The 20,412-nt window shown below is 46.4% G+C and carries 23 protein-coding genes and 1 pseudogene; 5 read left to right on the top strand and 19 right to left on the bottom strand.

Translation table 11 applies throughout. The features are described from left to right. From HNQ47_RS04020 to HNQ47_RS03975, 10 genes and pseudogenes are all read right to left on the bottom strand, one after another. Positions 1-257 (bottom strand): annotated as a pseudogene (locus tag HNQ47_RS04020) (glutamate synthase); the annotation flags it as partial. Next, positions 257-1,099 carry a sulfide/dihydroorotate dehydrogenase-like FAD/NAD-binding protein gene (locus tag HNQ47_RS04015; protein WP_183327751.1) on the bottom strand — a complete coding sequence of 281 codons (843 nt, stop codon included), beginning with the start codon at positions 1,097-1,099 and terminating at the stop codon, positions 257-259. The pseudogene HNQ47_RS04020 and the gene HNQ47_RS04015, both read right to left, overlap by 1 nt. Positions 1,100-1,134: 35 nt before the next feature. Next, positions 1,135-2,373, bottom strand: a complete 1,239-nt coding sequence (locus tag HNQ47_RS04010; RefSeq protein ID WP_183327749.1) for a zinc-binding dehydrogenase — start codon at positions 2,371-2,373, stop codon at positions 1,135-1,137. A 19-nt stretch (positions 2,374-2,392) separates the two neighbouring features. After that, entirely contained in the window at positions 2,393-3,235 is an 843-nt protein-coding gene (locus HNQ47_RS04005; protein ID WP_183327747.1) for a PTS system mannose/fructose/sorbose family transporter subunit IID, read from the bottom strand. A 13-nt stretch (positions 3,236-3,248) separates the two neighbouring features. Further along, the gene (locus HNQ47_RS04000) at positions 3,249-4,061 is read right to left on the bottom strand and encodes a PTS mannose/fructose/sorbose transporter subunit IIC (protein WP_183327745.1); all 813 of its coding nucleotides are present in this window, start codon (positions 4,059-4,061) and stop codon (positions 3,249-3,251) included. A gap of 25 nt (positions 4,062-4,086) precedes the next feature. Then, the gene (locus HNQ47_RS03995; RefSeq protein WP_183327743.1) at positions 4,087-4,575 is read right to left on the bottom strand and encodes a PTS sugar transporter subunit IIB; all 489 of its coding nucleotides are present in this window, start codon (positions 4,573-4,575) and stop codon (positions 4,087-4,089) included. Beyond that, positions 4,575-4,994 carry a PTS sugar transporter subunit IIA gene (locus tag HNQ47_RS03990; protein WP_183327741.1) on the bottom strand — a complete coding sequence of 140 codons (420 nt, stop codon included), beginning with the start codon at positions 4,992-4,994 and terminating at the stop codon, positions 4,575-4,577. The genes HNQ47_RS03995 and HNQ47_RS03990 overlap by 1 nt, the downstream gene beginning before the upstream one ends. Positions 4,995-4,998: 4 nt before the next feature. Then, a complete protein-coding gene (locus HNQ47_RS03985) occupies positions 4,999-5,787 on the bottom strand; it encodes an SDR family oxidoreductase (RefSeq protein WP_183327739.1) in 789 nt (262 codons plus the stop codon). 166 nt (positions 5,788-5,953) lie between these two features. After that, positions 5,954-6,304 carry a cupin domain-containing protein gene (locus HNQ47_RS03980; protein ID WP_183327737.1) on the bottom strand — a complete coding sequence of 117 codons (351 nt, stop codon included), beginning with the start codon at positions 6,302-6,304 and terminating at the stop codon, positions 5,954-5,956. A 90-nt stretch (positions 6,305-6,394) separates the two neighbouring features. Further along, a complete protein-coding gene (locus HNQ47_RS03975) occupies positions 6,395-7,348 on the bottom strand; it encodes a sugar-binding transcriptional regulator (RefSeq protein ID WP_183327734.1) in 954 nt (317 codons plus the stop codon). 282 nt (positions 7,349-7,630) lie between these two features. On the opposite strand from HNQ47_RS03975, the gene HNQ47_RS03970 reads away from it, so the two are divergent. After that, positions 7,631-8,329: an FxLYD domain-containing protein gene (locus HNQ47_RS03970; RefSeq protein ID WP_183327732.1), complete on the top strand. Its 699-nt coding sequence runs from the start codon at positions 7,631-7,633 to the stop codon at positions 8,327-8,329. Positions 8,330-8,360: 31 nt separating this feature from the next. Here HNQ47_RS03970 and HNQ47_RS03965 read toward each other — a convergent pair whose 3' ends face one another. The 9 genes from HNQ47_RS03965 to HNQ47_RS03925 all read right to left on the bottom strand — a co-directional run bounded on the left by HNQ47_RS03965 (position 8,361) and on the right by HNQ47_RS03925 (position 16,214). After that, entirely contained in the window at positions 8,361-9,404 is a 1,044-nt protein-coding gene (locus tag HNQ47_RS03965) for a zinc-dependent alcohol dehydrogenase (protein WP_183327731.1), read from the bottom strand. A gap of 71 nt (positions 9,405-9,475) precedes the next feature. After that, positions 9,476-10,285 carry an HAD-IIA family hydrolase gene (locus HNQ47_RS03960; RefSeq protein WP_183327729.1) on the bottom strand — a complete coding sequence of 270 codons (810 nt, stop codon included), beginning with the start codon at positions 10,283-10,285 and terminating at the stop codon, positions 9,476-9,478. Position 10,286: 1 nt separating this feature from the next. Continuing rightward, positions 10,287-11,648, bottom strand: a complete 1,362-nt coding sequence (locus tag HNQ47_RS03955) for a sn-glycerol-1-phosphate dehydrogenase (protein WP_183327727.1) — start codon at positions 11,646-11,648, stop codon at positions 10,287-10,289. Next, entirely contained in the window at positions 11,645-12,511 is an 867-nt protein-coding gene (locus HNQ47_RS03950; protein ID WP_183327725.1) for a class II fructose-bisphosphate aldolase, read from the bottom strand. The genes HNQ47_RS03955 and HNQ47_RS03950 overlap by 4 nt, the downstream gene beginning before the upstream one ends. 10 nt (positions 12,512-12,521) lie before the next feature. Next, positions 12,522-13,565, bottom strand: a complete 1,044-nt coding sequence (locus tag HNQ47_RS03945) for a zinc-dependent alcohol dehydrogenase (RefSeq protein WP_183327723.1) — start codon at positions 13,563-13,565, stop codon at positions 12,522-12,524. Positions 13,566-13,625: 60 nt separating this feature from the next. Then, positions 13,626-14,480, bottom strand: coding sequence for a PTS system mannose/fructose/sorbose family transporter subunit IID (locus HNQ47_RS03940; protein WP_183327721.1), 855 nt, complete (start codon positions 14,478-14,480; stop codon positions 13,626-13,628). 1 nt (position 14,481) lies between these two features. After that, the gene (locus tag HNQ47_RS03935) at positions 14,482-15,273 is read right to left on the bottom strand and encodes a PTS mannose/fructose/sorbose/N-acetylgalactosamine transporter subunit IIC (protein WP_221248003.1); all 792 of its coding nucleotides are present in this window, start codon (positions 15,271-15,273) and stop codon (positions 14,482-14,484) included. Positions 15,274-15,309: 36 nt separating this feature from the next. After that, the gene (locus HNQ47_RS03930; protein WP_183327719.1) at positions 15,310-15,786 is read right to left on the bottom strand and encodes a PTS sugar transporter subunit IIB; all 477 of its coding nucleotides are present in this window, start codon (positions 15,784-15,786) and stop codon (positions 15,310-15,312) included. Then, positions 15,768-16,214 (bottom strand): PTS sugar transporter subunit IIA, encoded by a 447-nt coding sequence (locus HNQ47_RS03925; protein WP_183327717.1) that lies wholly within the window; start codon positions 16,212-16,214, stop codon positions 15,768-15,770. The genes HNQ47_RS03930 and HNQ47_RS03925 overlap by 19 nt, the downstream gene beginning before the upstream one ends. 479 nt (positions 16,215-16,693) lie before the next feature. Between HNQ47_RS03925 and HNQ47_RS03920 the strand changes: the two genes are divergently transcribed. From HNQ47_RS03920 to HNQ47_RS03905, 4 genes are read left to right on the top strand one after another with little or no spacing between them, the layout of a single operon-like run. Beyond that, the gene (locus HNQ47_RS03920) at positions 16,694-18,610 is read left to right on the top strand and encodes a BglG family transcription antiterminator (RefSeq protein WP_183327715.1); all 1,917 of its coding nucleotides are present in this window, start codon (positions 16,694-16,696) and stop codon (positions 18,608-18,610) included. Positions 18,611-18,620: 10 nt separating this feature from the next. Next, the gene (locus HNQ47_RS03915) at positions 18,621-19,289 is read left to right on the top strand and encodes a hypothetical protein (protein ID WP_183327713.1); all 669 of its coding nucleotides are present in this window, start codon (positions 18,621-18,623) and stop codon (positions 19,287-19,289) included. Next, positions 19,286-19,951 (top strand): ribulose-phosphate 3-epimerase, encoded by a 666-nt coding sequence (locus tag HNQ47_RS03910; protein ID WP_183327711.1) that lies wholly within the window; start codon positions 19,286-19,288, stop codon positions 19,949-19,951. The genes HNQ47_RS03915 and HNQ47_RS03910 overlap by 4 nt, the downstream gene beginning before the upstream one ends. A gap of 53 nt (positions 19,952-20,004) precedes the next feature. Then, positions 20,005-20,394, top strand: coding sequence for a hypothetical protein (locus HNQ47_RS03905; RefSeq protein WP_246346043.1), 390 nt, complete (start codon positions 20,005-20,007; stop codon positions 20,392-20,394). Positions 20,395-20,412 lie beyond the last annotated feature (18 nt).

Raw genomic sequence — 20,412 nt, 5'->3', positions numbered from 1 at the left:
GGCAGGCTCGAGGTCAGCGAGATGACCTTATAGGCCTCTTCCATATTGCCGTCCTTCACCTGAGCGATAAAATCCGGGATATGGATATTGACCGGGCAGCCGCTCACGCACGGCTGGTTCTTGCAGTGCAGGCAGCGTGTTGCTTCTTCCATGGCCATCGCTTTTGTATAGCCCTGGGCGACTTCTTCGAAGTTCGTGCGGCGCACATCCGCATCCTGTGTCGGCATCGGCACTTTCTTCAATGACATGTTCGGCATTACGCTACCTCCTTGTTCAGCAGATTGCACGCTTCATCACGCGCTTTCTTTTCAAAGTCCATATACGCGCGGTTGCGGGACATCGCTTCATCAAAGTCCACTAAGTGACCGTCGAAGTCCGGGCCGTCCACGCACGCGAATTTCATCTTGCCGTCTACCATCAATCGGCAGCAGCCGCACATGCCGGTGCCGTCGATCATGATCGGGTTCATGGAGACCACGGTCGGGATATCGTATTTCTTCGTGGCCAGGCAGACGAATTTCATCATGATGATCGGGCCGATCGCCACGACCTCATCAAAATGCTCACCGGCTGCGATCAGATCTTCCAGTTTATTGGTGACCAGACCTTTTTCGCCGGCCGTTCCGTCATCGCTCGTCAGATAATAATGATTGCTTACAGATTTGAATTCATCCTGCAGGATGACAAGGTCTTTGTTCCGGAAGCCGACGATCGTCGTGACATCGGCACCGGCTTTGGCAAAGGCCTTGGCCGTCGGATACGCGATGGCACAGCCGACCCCGCCGCCGATGACACAGACTTTTTTATTGCCGTCGATGACGCTCGGTTTGCCTAATGGGCCGACAAAGTCATGCAGACTGTCGCCTTCGTTCAGGGCGTTGAGCTTCATGGTCGTGCCGCCGACGATCTGATACACGATGGAGACGGTGCCCTTTTCCGGATCGCTGTCTTCAATGGTCAGCGGGATCCGCTCACCGTTTTCATTCACACGTAAGATGATGAACTGACCGGCTTTGGCGCGCTTGGCAACAAAAGGGGCATCGATCACCATCTTGGTTACAGTTGGGTTCAATGGTTGTTTCTTTCGTATGGTATACATGATTTCCTTTCAAAAAAAGAGAAGCCGGAGCTTCTCTAAGCGATTTCTTTCATATTGGTCAAGACGTACGCTTCGGCTTCCTTGCTCCAGATGCCGTCCGTCTTTGCGAGGATCTTGCCTAATTCACTGTCCGGATCAATATCTGCCAGTTTGGTCAGATCCATATTCTTATGTGTATAAACGATTTTCTTTGCGCCGCCGACTTCTTTCTGGTGTTCGGTCACATAGGCAGCCTCATTCAGGCCTAAAACGTGCGTTACAATGGTTGCCGGGTGTACAACGCCTTCTTCAACCAATTTCACAGCTTTGCGCATATCATCCGCCACACCGCCGGAAATACCAAAGTAATGTGTACGGGAATAATGCACATCATAGAAGTTGACCTCCGCCATGAAGTTTTTATCCTGCGGACCGGCAAAGAAATCAATGCAGGCATCATCGGCGGCCAGATCAGAAGCTTCTTTCAAAGCACCTGGTGTACCGGCCATGACAATGATGTCATCGTAGCCTTCACCGTTGCTGAGGTCCATCAAGTACTGGGTTTCATCCGCCAGTCCTTTGACATTGACGTATGTCACTTCCACACCGTTCTGGCTTGGATAGTATTTTTCTGCCCGGTCCAGTTTGTCCTGATGACGATCGGTCACAACAATGTGTTTGGGTTTTTTATCCGGATTATGCAGCGCATAATCCACCGCTAACAACCCCATCGGCCCGGTTCCGGCCATGATGAGCAGGTTACCGTTTTCCTTGATGCCCATTTCATGCGTATGTGTGCCCAGCGGGACGTGATACTGAGAATCGAGGGCACCGATGACGCAGGAGAGCGGCTCCATCAGCGATCCTTCGAAATATGTATCCCCGTTATATGGGATGAGGCAGTCGGCCCGCATCACATCATCAGAAATGATGGCATAAGTGGCATCTCCGCCCATATCATGGTATGAATAACCCGGGCAGCTGTAGGGTTTATCTTCCAGAAGCAGATTGGCTTGGATCACGAAATGATCCCCTTTTTTGTATTTATGCGCCCATTTGGCGCCGACATCCAATATCTTACCGCAGAATTCATGGCCGATAATGACTGGATTCTCCGCTAAATTGTCGGGTGCTTTTTTATGACTCTGTCCTTGGTTGACCAGTTTCAGCGTCGACATGCAAATACTGTCAGTAACTACTTCGGCTAAAATCTGATCTTCCTGCATGGCAGGAAGATCAAAGGACTCGAGGCGCAGGTCATGTTTTCCGTATAAACGGACAGCATATGTTTTCATAACAGACCTCCTCTATTATTTATGCTAAGATACCTAAACCGTATCCAACGATACCGACCGCAAACAGAGCGAAGATCAATACGATCGGATTGACTTTCTTTTTCAGGAAATGCATCATCAGGAACGTCAAACCTAAAGCCAGCAGACCTGGGCACAATTGATCAAGAATATCCTGAACGGTCGTGACAACGGTCTTACCATTGGCAGTTGTACTGGATACGACCAGCGGTACATTGATGGATGTCCATTTCGTAACCAGGACGCCCATGACAAACAAACCTAATACGGTCGCACCTTCGGTCAGTTTTGGCAGCAGGTTGCCGGATAAATCATGAACGATATCCAGACCTTTCTGGAAGCCGTATTTCAGTCCATACCATTTCAGTGCCAGGCGCACGGCATTGAATGCAACAAAGAAAAGGATCGGTCCGGCAACACTGCCGTTCAATGCTAAGGATGCACCGATGGCTGCCGTGATCGGCCGCAATGTTCCCCAGATCAGCGGGTCACCGACACCGCACAGCGGGCCCATCAAACCAATTTTCAGTGAGTTGATGGTTCCTTCGTCAATGTCTTCGCCATCGGACTTGGCTTCTTCCATGGCCATTGTGACGCCAACAACAGGTCCGCAGACGGCCGGGGTGACGTTGAAGAAGGTCAGATGACGCTTCAATGCGGCGACTTGGTCTTCTTTCTTATGATATACGCGCTTGATGGTCGGGATCATATCGACACAAAATGCCAAGGCGTGAATACGTTCGTAGTTGAACGAAGCCTGCTGGAAGTTCTCGAAGAAGAACGTCTGCAGCATATCTTTTTTGGTGATCTTCGTATTTTTGATTACTTCATTTTTTTCTGACATACGGTTCCTCTTTCTAGTCGTCCAGCTCGTCATCGAGCTCATCATCCGCAACCGTGCCTGCCGATGTGGCAGCCGCAGCCTGCGGTTTCGCAAAATTCGGGTTCAATTGTACATAAACGATCGCCAGGATCAATCCGATGCCGCCGAAGGCCAACAGACTGAAATCCAGATAACCACCCAGGATAAAGCCCAGGAAGAAGAATGGCATTAAGTATTTGACGTACATCATATTCAATACCATTGCATATCCGACAACAACGATCATGCCGCCGGCAACTGTCAGACCGCCGGTAACGACATCCGGGATCGCATCCAACATGTTCTGTACCATGGTTGGGCTGACATAAGCTGCGACCAATGTCGACGGGATAGCTACACGCAGAGCCTGAACGAACAAGGCGCTGAAATGCAAGGCGATGATTTTATTAAAGTTGGCATCCTCAGCTGCTTTATCAGCGGCATGCTGGAAGGCAACCGTAATGGTACGGGCAAATACAGTCAGGACCTGGCCGGCCGCTGCAACTGGCAGGGCAATGGCAATTCCTTCCTGAATGCTCTGATTGCCGACAACAACCAAGATCGTCGAAATCACACTGGCTAAGGCAGAATCCGGTGACTGTGCGGCACCGATGTTCATCCAGCCTAAGGCAATCAATTCCAAGGTTCCGCCCAGGATGATACCCTTGGTCGGATCACCTAAGATCAAGCCGACGATCGTACATGCGATCAGCGGACGGTGCGTCTGGAATTCATCCAGTACACTGCCGGCACCGCAGATGCATGAGAAGATAAAGATCAAAACGATCTGTAACGTACTGATAGTCATATATTCTTTCCTCTCCTAATTCTGATCAAAAGCCTGCTTTTTTCATTGCGGCTTCAAAGTCTCCTTTCGGATCCGAAGCAACACATCTTAAATCATACTCAACACCGAGTTTCTTCAGTTCCTTGAACGCGGCGATATCTTCCGGCGTACAGGAGACCGCTTTGGTGATTTGGGTCCGTCCGGTCTTAAACTGCATACCGCCGATGTTGATGGTCTTGATCGGCACACCGCCTTTGACCATTTCCAACACTTCTTCTGGATTTGTAAACAAGTAGAAGACGGTGTCGTTTTCATACTTCGGGTTGTTGTAGACGCGGATGGCTTTCGGCGCATCCACTACATTGACCTTCACGCCCGGAGGGGCTGCCTGACGTACTAATGTTTTACGAATGTCATCATTTGCGGCTTCCTTGCTGACGATGATAATTCGTTCGGCACCGGCTTCTTTGGACCATACGGTCGCAACCTGGCCGTGAATCAATCGATCGTCGATTCGCGCTAATCGAATTTGCATTATAAATCTTCCTCCTCTTCGATTGATGATTTATCAAAGGTACGGATCGAATCCTTTCCGACCTCTAATACATGATTCACAATAGCGTCCGCATCATGCTCCTGACGCATGGCAGCCACTTCCAGAACGATCGGCAGCGACATGCCGGAGATCACGCGCACATTTTGATCCGGATGCGCCATACTGTAAGCACATGCAGCATTGAACGGCGTACCGGAGAATATATCGGTGATGATCACAACGGAATCACTGGTGACGGATTTCATCTGTTCAGTGATTCGATCTACCACGGTATCCAGTCCTTCTCCGACGAGAAACTGCAGTGGATAGACATTTTTCAATTCGCCGAAAATCATTTCCGCGGAATTTTTCATCGCTTCAGCCAAGCGGCCATGCGCAACTAAGATCACATCTGTCATCGTTTTATCCTCTGCTCTTTCCGCCGCTGATATTGATGGTCGTTCCGGTAATATAGCTTGCCTGATCGGAAACCAGGAAGCTGACTAAATTGCCGACTTCATCCAGCTTGCCGTCCCGTCCTAACGGAATGACCTTACTATAATCGGTCGATAAATCTTCTGGTTTGACACCGCGTGTATAAGCCAGTGCTTTGTTATAGGCCGGCGTCCGCAGTCCGGTCGCTTCCATGATGCCCGGCGCAACGGCTACCACGCGGACATTGTATTTGCCTAGTTCTTTGGCCCAGCTGCGGGTGAAGCTGTCGCAGGCGCCTTTGGTCGCGGCATAAGCCGATTGGCCCTGGCTGCCTTCCTTGCCTGATTCACTGGACATATTGACGATCACACCGTGCTTTTGTTTCACAAATTCGCGGGCGGCGGCCTGTGCACATAGGAACAATCCTTTTACATTGACCGCAAACATTTTATCCAGCGTCTTTACATTCAGTTCGTATTCCGGATGTTCGCCTTTCACATCCACCAACAGGCGCGGCAGATTGATGCCGGCATTGTTGACCAACGCATCAACGCGGCCATAATGGTTCAATACGTCTTTCATCATCGCATTCACGCTATCCGGATCGGTCACATCACATTGCACGCAGTACGCGCCTTCCTGCTCATCACCGGTTCTTACATTCAAGTCCACAACGACCGGTGTTTTGCCGTTTGCCTGTAAACGTTCTACGACGTGCTTGCCGATGCCTGAAGCACCGCCGGTCACAATGACTACTTGGTTTTCTTCCTCCGCCATATGTTCCTCCTTAACATTTGTGATTTTTATTAGTAACATTTGTTACATCCTCATGATAAGCGCTTTCATCATTCTTGTCAACAAGAAATTAAATTTTGTGATAATTTTTATTCACATTTGTTAAGACACAAAAAAAGCCGCTTTCGCGGCTTTCTTAAACTTTAAACTATAGATAGAAAATATCACACTTTTTATTGGAAATGATCAGCACCTCAACATCTTCATCTTCAGTTGCCCCGTGTGCTGCTACCGAACCTTCCGGATACCAAACGAATGTTCCTGGTTCATAGACTTTACCGTCTGATACGAATTTACCTTTCAGTACATAAATGCCCTGACCGGCATTGTGACGATGGGTATCCACCATGAAGCCTTTTGGATATTTCCGTTTCTGAAAGGACATTCCGGTTTCTGGGTCGTTGATCAAACGTTTGCGGTAATTGTCCTTGCCATTGTGCCCGTTCACGCGTTTTTCCCATTCCATTGTGTTTGAATCTTTTACTTCGATTTCCTGCATGATTTCATCTCCTTCTGTTTTTATTTTAAGAAGGAAACAAGGTATACTAATATAATCTTTTTCCTAATCATTATGAAAAAAAGAAGGCGTTTACGCCTCCTGTTCTTCCAATAATTCAGCTGCAGTCTCCCGCGTGGTCACCAAAATATTCACATAACCGCCGCGCAGTGCACCGCGGATCGCTTTGACTTTCGCTCTGGATTCAGCAATGCCGATGCGGTACGGCACCCGTTCTAGATCCGCAGGGTCGATGCCGATGATCCGGTCATCCAGTTCACTGGTGATGTGCCGGCCGTTTTCATCATAAAATCTGGAAGCAACATCACCGGCTACTTCATTCTCTTTCACAAAGCAGAAGACATTCTGCCCATAGAAACTCTTCCAGCGGTCACTGCTCTTGATGGCAGGCGATCCAATACCGAATATCGCAATATCCAGACGATGCCAAAAATCAACCAGCGATTGATTGAACGAATCATTCATCAGCGCTTTCTTTAATTCCAGTGTATCCGGCAATGCCGGTGCATCGATCAACAAGGCACGACCGTGCAAATGGCGGCTTGCTTCATACGTGACCGTATTGACGTGATATTCACTGCTCGAGCGTCCGGACGGGCCGCCGACGATCGGCACACAAAGAATATTGCTTTTCTGCATATCTTCCAGTGCGACCGCAAATGCATGCATCGCTTCTCCCCAGGAAAAGCCTAGGATCATGTCATCTTTCAAGATCTTCTTCAGGCAGTCATTCCCTGCTTTTCCCAACAATGCCAAAGTACGATCGTGATCAGCACTATCCGAAGATACGACAGCGGCATCTTTCAAATGGTATTTATCGATCAGCGCTTCCTCATAGGAAAATGTTCCGGCAGCCAGCGGATCGATCGATATTTTAACGATCCCTTTTTCCCGGCTCATTTTTAAAAGCCGGCTGATGGTGCTGCGATGAATATGCAGTTCTTTTGAAATTTCACTTTGTGTCCGGTTTTCCATATAATACATTTCTGCGATCCGGACGAGTTTTCTTTCTTCATCCTTTGTCATAGCTATACTGAATCAATTATACAAAATTTCGTTCAATAAAAAAAGATGCAGAAAATGGATTGGATCTGTTTCTGTTACATTTTTGCCGGTTTCTTTATTCCTACTTATACTACAATCTGAAAATATGCATTTTTATGATAAAATTTCTTCATTTCTTTTTCAGAACACATAATTTTATTCATTTATTCACTTTTTTTATATATATTTTACATTGCGGTGGTGAAAGGAATGAGCGAATCGTGATATAATTAGGACATAATTAATAGTATAAGGAGTATATGTATGAAGAGTATTAAAAAATTGTTCGGGCTTTTTGTTTGTCTGACCATGCTTTTAAGTGTGAGCGTTATGCCGACAGAAGCCAAATCCGTTCCCAAAAGCAAAGGCTTGATCATTGATGACATCGTTTGGCAATATAATTCCGAGACCAATTATTTGTATTATGGTTTTTCGGTGAAAAACCCAAATAAGACCAAAACTGTCGATCGGATCTCCATGAATGTGACCGCTCGTTCAGAGGACGATAAAATTGTTGCCTCTGAAACCGATCATCTGACACGGATCGGTCCGAAAAACGACAAAGTTTACTATTCTGGTCAAGCGAAATGCAGTGCTGAACCAACCAGTGTCAACGTCAAAACTTCCAGCCGCGATTTCTATACAGCTACGAATAAAAAGAAGACCGATGCCTTGTACCCAGTCACCAGTGTAAGTGAATCGATCGATACATCGACGGCTGAGTATTTAGGATACAACGATGTTACGGTCACAGGCGAAATCACCAACAAGAGCGGTCAAAAAATAGAAGGCGCAACAGTCGTTGCCGTATTTAAGCAGGACGGCACCGTCGTCGATATGGATGAGACATATGTGGACGCCATCGGCAAAGGAGACACCGTATCCTTCTCGCTCGACTGCTACCGCAAGATCGCAGATCATAATTCTGTTGAATGTCATATGATGACATATTATACAAAATAAGCAAAACAAAAGAGGAGCCGCGCTCCTCTTTTTATTTTGAAAATTCCAACATCACTTTATATGTATCCGGACGGCTCGCAAATTCCAGGGCTTCCTGAACCTGCGTATACGGGTAGACTTTCTCGATCAGCGGCTTGACATCGATGATGCCTTTGGCGATGCAGTCGATCGCACGGGCAAAGGTCTCAATGGTGCCGTTTTCCGTACCGGTAACGCGGATCTCCTGAGAATGGATCCGGCCGGCATCAATCTGGATCGGTTCATTCGGATGGATCGAACTGAAGAAATTGCACATGCCGCCTTTTGCGGTCATTTCCAACGCCTGTTCAGCAACCGCCGGCAAGGCCGTGGTATCCTCGACCACATCGGCACCATGGCCATGGGTAATATCACGAATTTGTTTCACTGGATCGGATGCCATCGAATCGATCACGATGTCGGCGCCCAACTTCTGTGCAAATGCCCGTCTGGCGTTATCCGGCTCGCTGACAATGACGCGGGCTCCTTGTTTTTTCGCGCATAATACATGGAGCATGCCCATGACACCGCCGCCGATCACGACGACATCATCGCCCATTTTGATCTGCGAACGCTGAATACTGTTGATCACACAGGCCAGCGGTTCGGTGAAGGCCGCTTCATCATCCGGGGTCTCTTTTGGATAGATATATAAATGACGCGCCGGTACGGCAACATATTCTGAAAAGCCTTTAAAACCGGAGAATCCATCCGGATTATAATACGTTGTTCCTTTCGTAAAATTGCTGCAGATATTTTCGTGATGATGCTTGCATTCTGGACAGACGCCGCAGTCATCGACAATATACGGAATGGCATGATCACCGATATGGATCTCATCCACATCAACATCATCGCCGATCTTCTCGACGACCCCGCAGTATTCATGTCCGCCGATGCGCGGTAAGGACCACTTGCTGCCTTTAAAATCACGGACATCATTGACACAGACGCCGGAGGTCAGAACACGAAGCAGGACCTCATTGTTTTTGATTTTCGGAATCGGAACATCCTGCAGTTCATAGGTTCCTGGTTCCGTCAGTACACATACTTTCATGGTTTTCTCCCTTCTGTTCCTATCCTATCACAATCGTATAAAAAAATTCCCCGAATTTTTCGGGGAATTGATCATTCAAGCAAATCCGCCAGCACGCCGATGTCATCCACCATCACATCCGGCTGATGCTTGCTTTTCGGTACATCTTCCTTCTTCGTTTCACCGCTCAACACAAGGATGCTCAGCACATCGCTGTTGTCGGCTACGGCGATATCCGTATACAATCGGTCGCCGACAATGGCGATCTCTTCCGGTTTCAGACCGGTCGCCTTGACAATATAGTCCAACGTCCGGCGGCTTGGTTTGCCGAAAAATTCCGGATACACGCCGGTACTCGATTCCACACAGCGGGCGATGCTGCCGCAGTCCGGGATGAACTCGCCGCCTTCCACCGGACAGTTCAGATCCGGGTTGATGCCGTAATACGTCTTGCCGTGTCGGATGAAGGTACATAGCTTGCTTAACTTCTCATAGGTCAGGGTCGTATCAAAGCCGAGGATCACGACATCCGGATCTTCATCATCCAAGGTCCAGCCGGCCGTCGTGAACGCCCGTAACAGAGCCGGCGTACCGACGACGTACAGCTTCGCACCGGGATGATGGCTGCTCAAATATTCCAGGATGACATCCGTGGAGACCATCATCTGTTCCTTGGTGATGGGAATATCCATCTTGTCCAGCTTATCGATATAGGCCTGCAGATCTTTGGAGGAATTATTGGTGAAGAAATAATAGCTGCGGTTGGTTTCTTCGACACGATCTAAAAAGCGATGCGTATAGGGAAAAATATCATTGCCCAGATAGATCGTTCCGTCCATATCGAGGATGAAGGTTTTTATGGTCTGCAGGCGTTGTTTGATTTCATTTAAGTCTGTCAGCATATTAGTTGTTCTTATAGTACTCGACAAATTTCGTGCTGTAATCTTCCAGCAAGCCTAGATCCCACAACAGCTGCAGCAAGCCATAGCGTACACGTACTTCTTTGGCATAAACCAGCGCATCTTTGGTCAGCTGATCATCCAGTCCGACCTGACTTGGCCGGTACGGTGCCTCGACGGATTTTAAGATATCCACGACCGTCTGCGAGCTTGGTAATTCCTGATCGATGATCTCATGGATTTCCTCCCATTTCGATGCGATCACATCAATGCGTTCAACGGCTTTTTCGATATTGTTTTTGCCGGCTTTTTCTTCCAAAGAGATCACACCATCGGCAGCGCCTTCGAATTTTTCTTTGACTTCCGCTGTCCATTTTTCTTTATCAAAGGCACGGACCTTCTCTTTGCATGCATCAAAGTCCAGGTCTTCTTTCATCAGTTCATGCCATAAGAAGATCACGCCCGGTGTCGCTAAACCGACCTTGATGCCGTGGAAAACGGGTTCGCGATGCGCAAACAGCAGCTTCATTTCCCAATAATGCGATACATGATGCTCGCTGCCGGACGCCGGCCGGGAATTGCCCACAAAGCCCATCGCCATACCGGTTTCGATCAAGGCTTCGGTAATACTTAAGATGGCCTGTTTATCGCGTTTCAGCACTCCGTCCGCATTAGCAACAACTTTGTGGATCGACTGATAGACCATTTTGACGATCGTCGGGCAATAATATTCGCCGGTGATCACATGTGCGATCTTCCAGTCGATCAGGCAGTTGTATTTGCCGACGATATCGCCTAAGCCGGCTTTGATCATTTCCATCGGTGCGGCAGCCAATACGTCCAGATCACCGAAAATAGCCGTTGGTACGTGGCAGTCGTACGTGGTTTTCAGATCATCCGTGATCAAGGCAGCGCCGACCGACGCGAAGCCATCCATGCTTGGGGCCGTGGCAACGATGCCGTAGTTCAGATTCAGTTTCTTTGACGTGAACTTGCTTAGATCATTCAGCGTACCGGAACCGACTCCAAGAATATAGTCATAAGGGCGTTTCAGGTTGACCAGGATCTGGAAAACGGTCTTTTCATCAGGAACGACATTTCCGGTCAGTACGACTTTATCAATTTCGAAGCTCTGCGTACGCAGGAAGTCTTCTAATTCTTCGCCGTAGGCCTTTTTGGTATTTTTGTCTTCGATCATATAGATCGTATGATAATTGTGCTCTTTTAAGTATGTGAGAATATCTTCTTTGACATTTTCTTTGATTTTGACAATTTCCAAGTTTGTGGTGTGAACTTTTCCGCAGTCGCAGTCAAAATCATGTCCAAGATAATCATTAATTTGAAATGTATCTACATTGATTTTCATAGGGATCCCTCATCTTTGTTTGTAAAGCAGCGCATCGCGGATTCGACGTCCTTCTGCATCGCATCCTTGCCTGCCTGGGCATATTCATGGAAATAATTTGGCTCTTTCAATGCCCCTGCGCCGGCAGCACCGGCTTTATCCATATAGGTAAAATAATTGATCTTGCGCACGCCGTTGGCGATGACTTTCTTATAGTCCTCATGGCTCACACCGCTGCCGCCGTGCATGACGATCGGTACATTTGTCGCTTCACTGAGTTCTTTGACCAGATCAAAGTCTAGATTCGGTTCCGAGAAATATTCTCCGTGCACCGTGCCGAACGAGCAGGCCAGGCAATCCACGCCGGTCTTAGCAACGAAATCCGCTGCTTCCGCCGGATCGGTGTAGTTGCTCCGATTGGATTTACGGTTTTCCGTGATGCCGCTGTTGTTTAAGGTAATACCAGCCATCTTGCCGATCTCCGCCTCGATGCTCGCATGATATGCGCGGGCCAGCTTGACTGCTTCTTTCGTCTTGGCAACATTCTCTTCATACGGCAGCGCGGAACCATCAAACATCACGGAAGTAAAGCCCATCTTCAGTGCCTTTTCAATATATGAGATATTCACCCCGTGATCCAGATGCACGACGACCGGCACTTTGGCCTGCTCTGCCATCAGCATCATCACCGGTCCCATGGTATCCAGCGTGGCAATATGATTTTCCTCATGTGTCTGCGCAAAGGCCATGATCACCGGCTCATTCAGTTTTTCCGCTGTTTCAAGCACTGCCAGGATATTTTCAAAATTAACGATATTGAAGGCGCCGACAGCGATCCTCCGCTTTTGAGCATCTGGATAAATATCATTTAAAGTCGCTAGCATATTTCCCCTCCTACTTTGAGAACTGAAGCATCACTTTGTATGTGTCCGGACGGGCAGCAAACTCCAGTGCTTCTTGTACTTGTTCATACGGATAGACTTTTTCGATCAGCGGTTTGACATCGATGATGCCTTTGGAAATGCAGTCGATGGCACGGGCAAAGGTTTCGATCGTACCATTCTGCGTACCTGTGATCCGCAGTTCCTGCGAATGGATCCGGCCGGCATCGACAGGGATCGGTTCATTTGGATGGATCGAACTGAACATGTTGCAGATGCCGCTTTTGCCGGTCATCTCAATGGCCTGAGCGGCAACCGCCGGCACTGCTGTCGTATCTTCGACCACATCGGCACCGCGTCCGTTGGTCAGCGCTTTCACTTGTTCGACCGCATCAGAAGCGCTCGGGTCGATGACCGCATCGGCACCCAGCTTCAGCGCAAATTCCCGGCGGGCCGCATCTGGCTCACTGACAATGACGCGGGCGCCGCGTAGTTTCGCACACAAGACATGGAGCATGCCCATGACACCGCCGCCGATGACAACGACGTCATCCCCCATCTGAATATCAGTACGCTGAATACTGTTGATCACGCAGGCCAGCGGTTCTGTGAAGGCTGCCTCATCATCCGGGGTTTCTTTCGAATACACGTAGATATGACGGGCAGGAACGGCAACGTATTCGGAAAAACCAAAGAAGCCGGATAAACCGTCTGGATTGAAATAGGTCTTTCCTTTTGTAAAGTTGCTGCAGATATTTTCGTGATGATGCTTGCAGTCCGGACAGATGCCGCAGTCATCGATGATATATGGAATGGCGTGATCGCCGACATGGATCTCATCCGCATCGACGTCTTTGCCGATCTTTTCGATCACACCGCAGTATTCATGGCCGCCGACCCGCGGATAGGACCACTTGCTGCCTTTGAAATCACGGACATCGTTGACACAAATGCCGGATGTCAGGACACGAAGCAATACTTCATCGTCTTTGATTTCAGGGACCGGTAAATCCTGAATTTCAAATTTTCCCGGTTCTGTTAATACACAAGCTTTCATAAATTTCCTCCTTATCAAAAAAGGGAAAACAGCTGCGCTGTTCTCCCTTTTGCCTATTCATTATGCGGCTAAAATTCCAGTCAAACCGCCGACGATACCGATAACGATAATCAAAACGATAATTTTGATGGAAGTCCAGCGTTTTTTCATCAGCCAGTAAACCAGCATCGTAAAGCCTAACGGCAGGATACCTGGCATAACGGCATCAAATAATTGTTTCTGTACGTTGAAGGTAGAACCTGATGTCACGAGCTTCAAACCGCATGAAACGTTGACATAGTTGGCAATCAAGCCGCCCATTACGGTACATCCCATGACCTGTGCACCCAGCAGCAGGCGATCCAGGAGACCCTTCTCGAGGAAGTCCATGATGGCTTCGGAACCTTGTTTGTACCCAAAGAAGAAGTTCGCAAAACTGAATACATATGTGATAACCAACATCAGGATCAAATAAATAATGGAGCCCCAAACGGTACCCGTTAAAGTGATATCGATGCAGATTGCCAGTAAGATAGGGATCAATACACCTTGCCAAATCGTATCACCGATACCAGCTAACGGACCCATCAAAGATGTCTTCAGTGAAGTAATAAATTCACCTGGGATCGGTTCACCTAAGGATTTTTGTTCCTCCAATGCGATCGCCATACCTAAAATACAAGATCCAAATTCCGGGTGAACGTTGAAGAATTCCATTTCACGCTGCATGACTTCTTTACGCTTTGCAGCACCATCTGGATCATCCTTATACAAATAATCAATTACTGGTACGAATGTGTGGCCGCAGGCCATACCCATCATTCGCTCGTAGTTATAGTTTGTCTGAACCCAAGTCTCCCAGTTGAAAGCTGCATGGTAGAGGGCTTTCTTCGGAATGACATGTCTGACTTCTTTTGTTTTTGTTTCTTCAGCCATATTAGAAATCCTCCTCCATATCTGCTTCTTCAGCAGCTTTCGACTTATCTTCGTGCTGTTTATAAGCTAACTGTGTATAAACGATTGCCATTAACAGAGCGATGACACCTAACGGCAGCAGGCCCAGGCCGGAATAAACGGCAATGACAAATCCTAAGAACAAGAATGCACGGCTTTCGCCTTTGAAAATGTACTGTAATGTGATCGCGATTCCTAATGCCGGCATCATACCACCAATGATCTGGAAGATCGTCAGCGGTGTACCCGACAGCATATCTACAAAGTCTTCGATGTATGCTGCACCGAAATAAGCAGCCAATGAGCATGGGATGATACAAATGGCTGCAGACATGATCTGCGGCAATAATACGTTTGCGATCCACAATTTATTGTATTGTTCTTTATCAACAAAACGATCACCTAAGTGAACAAATACAGAATCCAGCGTCATACGCGTATACCATACCAAGGTTCCCAAAATACCAATAGGTACGGCTAATGCCAAGGCTGTTTTCGCATCCAAATTACCGGTGATCGCATAGGTTGCACCCAGCGTTCCTGCCAATGCCATATCCGCAGGCATTGAACCTCCGGCAGAAATAAATCCCAAATAAACTAAGTTGATCGAAGCTCCGACCATCGCACCTGTAAGCGGGTCACCCAAAATGATTCCGGCGATCCAGCCGCAGACTAACGGACGTTGAATGGTCCACAGTCCGACGAAAGGCAGGTTGGCTTCACCAATCCAGTACAAGATACCCAGCAGTACTGCTTGTAAAACCGAAATACTCATAACTTTCTAATTTCTCCTCTCATTCTCCTCTCATTTTTACAATAAATTTGAAATGTCTACCACTTTTTGTTCCGGTACCAGCTGATAGTACACATTGACGCCTTTTTCTTTCATGCGTCGAATGGAATCAACTTCCGCCGGGCTGGCAGAAACATTGTTGATAAACGGTTTGCGATCTCCGCGGATTCCCATGCCGCCTAAGTTGACCGCTTTGATATCAACGCCGCCGTTGATCAATTGTTCAAATACGATTGGAGTTTTTGTCAAAACAATGACTCTTTCTCCACCCGGATCTGGTTTCTGCAGCGCCTTGGTTGCGCCGGCTACGGTCAAAACCGCTACTTTGGTCCCCTGCGGAGCCAGTGACATCAGAATTCGCTTGTTGAATTTGTCCGCTGCAACCGTATCATCAACAATGACGATCCGGTTTGCGCTCAAGCTCGGTGTCCAAGCGGTCACGACCTCTCCATGGATCAATCGGTCGTCTACTCTGGCTAAAACGATGTTTCGCATTCTTCATCATCCTCCTCTCCGATTTCCATCATATCTTCCAGATATTTCCGAACATCCTGAACTGTGCTGCCGGCCAGTTTCATGGCCTCGGCACAAATTTCTTCGGCATTTTTCCCGTTGTTCCTCATGATCAAGATTTCCATGAGCAACGGTACGTTGATGCCCGTTAAATGATAAATATCATATTTATTCATCAGTTGGACAACAGCGTTGAACGGGCTGCCGTAGAATAAATCGGTCAAAACTAAAATTTCTTCCCCGCTTTCGGCTTTGTTGAACTCTTTTTCAATGTTTTCTTTTAATGTGTCAATTCCTTCTTTTGGATACAACCCAACATAAGAAAGTTTCTTTTGCGGGCCTAAAACCATTTCCATTGTTTCATATAAACCTTTAGAAAAAGAACCATGTGATACTAAAATAATTTGCATTCGTAAACTCCCTTCAAAAGCGGCTTTTCTCTCTGTTTACGACCTCATTGTAATAAATATTCATTTTTTATTTTTACAATAAAATGCGTAGTAATTATGCAACCGCTTTCATTTAACTATGTTTATTTTTTTTAACAGAATCAATAAAAATATTTTTTTGCTTTTCCTATTTCCCGCTGCTCATCCTGCTGCTGTCGAGAAAAAGCATTGGTTAAAAAATTAATTAAAGCTGCCTTATTGAAGCCTCCTTTTCGTTCCAATCACTTGTTAACTTGTTCGCTATCAAGTATAGAAAATTTTTTTGGTAAAATATGTTCTTATTTGCAGAATTATTATGAAATCCAAAAATGTTAACGGTTTCACATTTATTACATATTAATTATGAAAAAGGTGGTTTCTGATTTTTTTTATATCCGTTATGATGTAATTGCTATGAAACGTATAATTATTATTGCTTACAGATAATCAGGAGGGGAATAATGCTTTCAAAACGTCAAATGATGATTCTGGTAGAGCTGAACAATCGAAGCGGAGAATGGATGAAAGCAAACTATTTTGCGAACACATTCAATGTGAGCTTGCGCACGATCCAAAATGATATAAAAGCAATTAAAGAATATGCTCAGGAAAATGAAGATTCTTTCATTGTAGAAACGAAGGTTCCTTTCGGAACCCGTTTAATCGTTACAAATACCGATTCTTTTTATCAATCGTTTGAAGACTTAAAAAAACAAACAGATATCAATTCTTTAAATTACAGAGAAGATCGGATTGAAAAATTGCTGCATTTTCTTTTTTATCAACATAAAAGTATTTCTTTAAACAAATGTGCAGAGGCCGTTTTTGTATCGAAATCAACTTTAATTGGTGATTTAAAAGAAATGGAAAAGCTATTAGATAAATATTCTCTTCGATTGATCCAATCGAAAGGTTACGTATACGTAGACGGACTGGAACGCGATAAACGGATTTGTTTAATGGAAAATAATGCTTATCATCTAAAGCTTCTAAAAAAGTCAGATGTCCATGTTTCTTATTCAGAACAATTGGAATACCTACACAATATTCTTCTGAAAGAATTGCTGAAACGACGTTATCCGATTTCAGATGTTGAGTTCCAAAATGTCGTTTTATGGCTGAACATTTCCATCAAACGTATTCAGAAATTTTTCTACTTGAACGAAGATGATATTGATCAGACCCATCCGGTAGAAACAGAACTGAGTATCGCCAAGGAAGTTTTTGCACAGATCGAAAAGCACTTTTTGATCCGCGGTCCGCAGACAGAAATTGATTTTCTTGCGTTATACATCAACAATCATGGCAATTACAGCAATACCGATTATATCTCGGAGGATTTGAACAACTTTATCGTCGACGCCTTAGAAAAGATCCACACGATGTATCCGACGGATTTTACGCACGATGTCAACCTGCGTATTTCTCTGGCGATGCACTGTGTTCCGTTGATTTCCAGAGCGCGCAACAACGTTCAGGTCAAAAACGAAATGTTGGATTATATCAAGCAAAGTTATCCATACGCATTTGATATTGCGACATATTTCTCTTATCTGCTTTCGAAACAGTATTCGATCCAGATCAAAGAAGAAGAAACCGCCTTTTTGGCCATTTATTTCAATAAAAGCGTCATGGAATCGGCAGCGTTCCGCGGCAGCAAGCGGATCTGCATCATCACAAATCTGAAACGTTCGGAATATTTCCTGCTGGAGCAGTATTTGTATGACCAGTTCCAAAAATATATTGTTTCGATCACGTTCGTGACAAGCGAAGAACTGGATGATCTTGATTTGGATGAATATGATTTATTCTTCTCGACTGAAGACAACCGGGCAACCGAATCCGGACTGGCGATGAAGATCAGCTCTTTCCCGGATACCAACGAACTGGAAATGATGAAGGTACGGATCGAAGGATTCCGCAACGCGGACGACATTGTCGATTTATTTGATTCGCGCCTGTTCTATGTGCATGATTTCAAGAAAAAAGAAAATATCCAAAACTGGCTGGTCAATAAAGCAATGGAGCTGTACCATTGTCCGGAACTGCAGAATGAAATCGAGCTGCGCGAACAGTTCGGCAGCACGTATTTCGGCAACTCCATCGCCATTCTTCACCCCATGCATTTTTCTGGTGAGGCATCGTTCATCGGTGAAGTCATTTTAAAAAAACCGGTCGTCTGGGATCGTGAAGGCAATCATGTCAATATTGTTTTCCTGGTCTGCATCCAGCACAACAATCTGGAAGCATTCCGTGCCTGGGAATACTTGTCACCGCTGCTCTTCAATAACAATCTGAAACAAAAAATGGTGACATCGAAATCATTTGACGAATTCCTAAGAGTCTGCAAAGAAGATCTGGAACTGAGTTTGAAGTAGGAGGACAGTCATGAAAAATATCGTGGTTATTGTTGGAATCATCGTATTGGTGCTGATTCTGATTCCGCAGATCATGCGGCAAGTCATGTACAAAAAAATCATGAATGATTTATCCAATAAGAATTATGATGCAGCCCAGAAGAAGCTGGACGGATTCTGGTGTATGTTTACATTTAGTCCATACAACCGGGAATTCCTGCGTCTGAATGCATTCATGATGCAGGGCGACAGAGAGAAGATCGAAGCCCAGTTCGATAAAATGTTCGATCAGCTGCGTATGAACAAAAAACAAACCTATGTGCTGGCGCAGCGGGCATTTTATACGTATTTGGAAACCGGCGAACATGAAAAAGCCGCTGTCATGCTGGAAAAATGCAAAGCCTCCGGCAAAGAAGGCAGCACCAAGAACATGCAGCTGATGTACGACGTAATGGTCGATCATAAGAGCAACCATATCGAAGAGGTACAAACTCGCCTGGAAACGCTGCAGCAGAAGGAAGATGCCTATTCGAAGGAAGCCAACCGGGTCCGCATCGGGATCTACGAATATTTGATCGGACTGCAGTATTTGAATCAGCAGAATAAAAAAATGAGCCGTACCTATTTCGAAAAGGCACGGACCCATTGTAAAAATTCGCCGTATGAAGCCTTGGTGCTGAAAGGACTGAACAGCCTATGATCCAGATTCATGCGTCTCTTTCCTGTATGGATCTGCTGCACGTTGAACAGCAGATGCATGCATTAAACACTTGCGGTATCACAGGGTATCACTACGATGTGGTGGACGGCCAGTTTAATTGCTGTCTGGATTTCGGCGATCTGATGTATGAGGTATTCCGCAAAGAAACCACCCTGCCCATCGATGTGCATCTAGCCTGCATCAGCCCGCAGCCTTATATCAATGCATTCCGACGCATTGGCGCCGATCGTTTTATTCTGCATTATGAAAGCGACATCGATCTGGATGAAACGATCTCTGCTTTGAAGCAGCAAGGCGTGCATGTGCTGCTTGGTTTTCGCTGCGACACACCGGTGCCGGATGATTTTCTTCATTATGCAGCACAAACCGAAGGCATTCTGAAACTGACCGTACAGCCGGGATTTTCCGGTCAGTCATTCCAGCCGCCGGTGCTGGACCACATTCGGGAAATGCGCCGGCAGCTGAATGAAGCCGGTTTAAGCATTCCGATCGAAGCGGACGGCAATATCCATGACGGCACGATCGGAGAGTGTGTCAAAGCCGGTGCCGATGTCTTTACGTGCGGTTCTTCGGGACTGTTCAAATCAGCGGATCTTGCGGGCAATGTTGCTGCGCTGCAGAAGGCAGCGGAAAGGATATAAACATGTCTTTATCTCTTAGTACGGAAAGCCGCAATGCGGAGCTGAAAAAGCTCTTGGCAGCAGATGAAAAATACGGTGCCAGGACATGGGCGACACTGCGCAGCTGGTCGCCGATCTTGGAAAAATATGAAGTCATACGTTCCGATAAAAAAATCGGTATGAGCAATATATATTGTTATGTGGGATGTACAAAAAAACATCTCAATATTGTTACGCTCAATCCATTGGATGTTACACGTACGACAGCAGGCTTCTCTATTCCTCTTACAGATGTAACCTCTGCCTCCATTAAAAAAGGCCTGCTCCGGTGCAGCATCCAGTTTAGGTTTGAGAAAGAATCTCTCTCCTTTGATTGGTCAAACGGTGCCGCCGGTACTGATATGAAAGACCAAAAGAAAAACCTGGATGCGATGATCCATTTCATCTCAAACAGGTTTGCATGAATCAGAGACCGCAAGGTC

The sequence above is a fragment of the Catenisphaera adipataccumulans genome (assembly GCF_014202755.1).
Lineage (GTDB): Bacteria > Bacillota_I > Bacilli_A > Erysipelotrichales > Erysipelotrichaceae > Catenisphaera > Catenisphaera adipataccumulans.
Note: the sequence above shows the minus strand (reverse complement) of the source record. Positions and strands in the feature narration are given on the sequence as shown.

What these genes read in the sequence shown, in the direction of transcription:
- HNQ47_RS04015 (WP_183327751.1), bottom strand. Translation starts at nt 1,099, where the DNA reads ATGTATACCATACGAAAGAAACAACCATTGAACCCAACTGTAACCAAG.
- HNQ47_RS04010 (WP_183327749.1), bottom strand. Translation starts at nt 2,373, where the DNA reads ATGAAAACATATGCTGTCCGTTTATACGGAAAACATGACCTGCGCCTC.
- HNQ47_RS04005 (WP_183327747.1), bottom strand. Translation starts at nt 3,235, where the DNA reads ATGTCAGAAAAAAATGAAGTAATCAAAAATACGAAGATCACCAAAAAA.
- HNQ47_RS04000 (WP_183327745.1), bottom strand. Translation starts at nt 4,061, where the DNA reads ATGACTATCAGTACGTTACAGATCGTTTTGATCTTTATCTTCTCATGC.
- HNQ47_RS03995 (WP_183327743.1), bottom strand. Translation starts at nt 4,575, where the DNA reads ATGCAAATTCGATTAGCGCGAATCGACGATCGATTGATTCACGGCCAG.
- HNQ47_RS03990 (WP_183327741.1), bottom strand. Translation starts at nt 4,994, where the DNA reads ATGACAGATGTGATCTTAGTTGCGCATGGCCGCTTGGCTGAAGCGATG.
- HNQ47_RS03985 (WP_183327739.1), bottom strand. Translation starts at nt 5,787, where the DNA reads ATGGCGGAGGAAGAAAACCAAGTAGTCATTGTGACCGGCGGTGCTTCA.
- HNQ47_RS03980 (WP_183327737.1), bottom strand. Translation starts at nt 6,304, where the DNA reads ATGCAGGAAATCGAAGTAAAAGATTCAAACACAATGGAATGGGAAAAA.
- HNQ47_RS03975 (WP_183327734.1), bottom strand. Translation starts at nt 7,348, where the DNA reads ATGACAAAGGATGAAGAAAGAAAACTCGTCCGGATCGCAGAAATGTAT.
- HNQ47_RS03970 (WP_183327732.1), top strand. Translation starts at nt 7,631, where the DNA reads ATGAAGAGTATTAAAAAATTGTTCGGGCTTTTTGTTTGTCTGACCATG.
- HNQ47_RS03965 (WP_183327731.1), bottom strand. Translation starts at nt 9,404, where the DNA reads ATGAAAGTATGTGTACTGACGGAACCAGGAACCTATGAACTGCAGGAT.
- HNQ47_RS03960 (WP_183327729.1), bottom strand. Translation starts at nt 10,285, where the DNA reads ATGCTGACAGACTTAAATGAAATCAAACAACGCCTGCAGACCATAAAA.
- HNQ47_RS03955 (WP_183327727.1), bottom strand. Translation starts at nt 11,648, where the DNA reads ATGAAAATCAATGTAGATACATTTCAAATTAATGATTATCTTGGACAT.
- HNQ47_RS03950 (WP_183327725.1), bottom strand. Translation starts at nt 12,511, where the DNA reads ATGCTAGCGACTTTAAATGATATTTATCCAGATGCTCAAAAGCGGAGG.
- HNQ47_RS03945 (WP_183327723.1), bottom strand. Translation starts at nt 13,565, where the DNA reads ATGAAAGCTTGTGTATTAACAGAACCGGGAAAATTTGAAATTCAGGAT.
- HNQ47_RS03940 (WP_183327721.1), bottom strand. Translation starts at nt 14,480, where the DNA reads ATGGCTGAAGAAACAAAAACAAAAGAAGTCAGACATGTCATTCCGAAG.
- HNQ47_RS03935 (WP_221248003.1), bottom strand. Translation starts at nt 15,273, where the DNA reads ATGAGTATTTCGGTTTTACAAGCAGTACTGCTGGGTATCTTGTACTGG.
- HNQ47_RS03930 (WP_183327719.1), bottom strand. Translation starts at nt 15,786, where the DNA reads ATGCGAAACATCGTTTTAGCCAGAGTAGACGACCGATTGATCCATGGA.
- HNQ47_RS03925 (WP_183327717.1), bottom strand. Translation starts at nt 16,214, where the DNA reads ATGCAAATTATTTTAGTATCACATGGTTCTTTTTCTAAAGGTTTATAT.
- HNQ47_RS03920 (WP_183327715.1), top strand. Translation starts at nt 16,694, where the DNA reads ATGCTTTCAAAACGTCAAATGATGATTCTGGTAGAGCTGAACAATCGA.
- HNQ47_RS03915 (WP_183327713.1), top strand. Translation starts at nt 18,621, where the DNA reads ATGAAAAATATCGTGGTTATTGTTGGAATCATCGTATTGGTGCTGATT.
- HNQ47_RS03910 (WP_183327711.1), top strand. Translation starts at nt 19,286, where the DNA reads ATGATCCAGATTCATGCGTCTCTTTCCTGTATGGATCTGCTGCACGTT.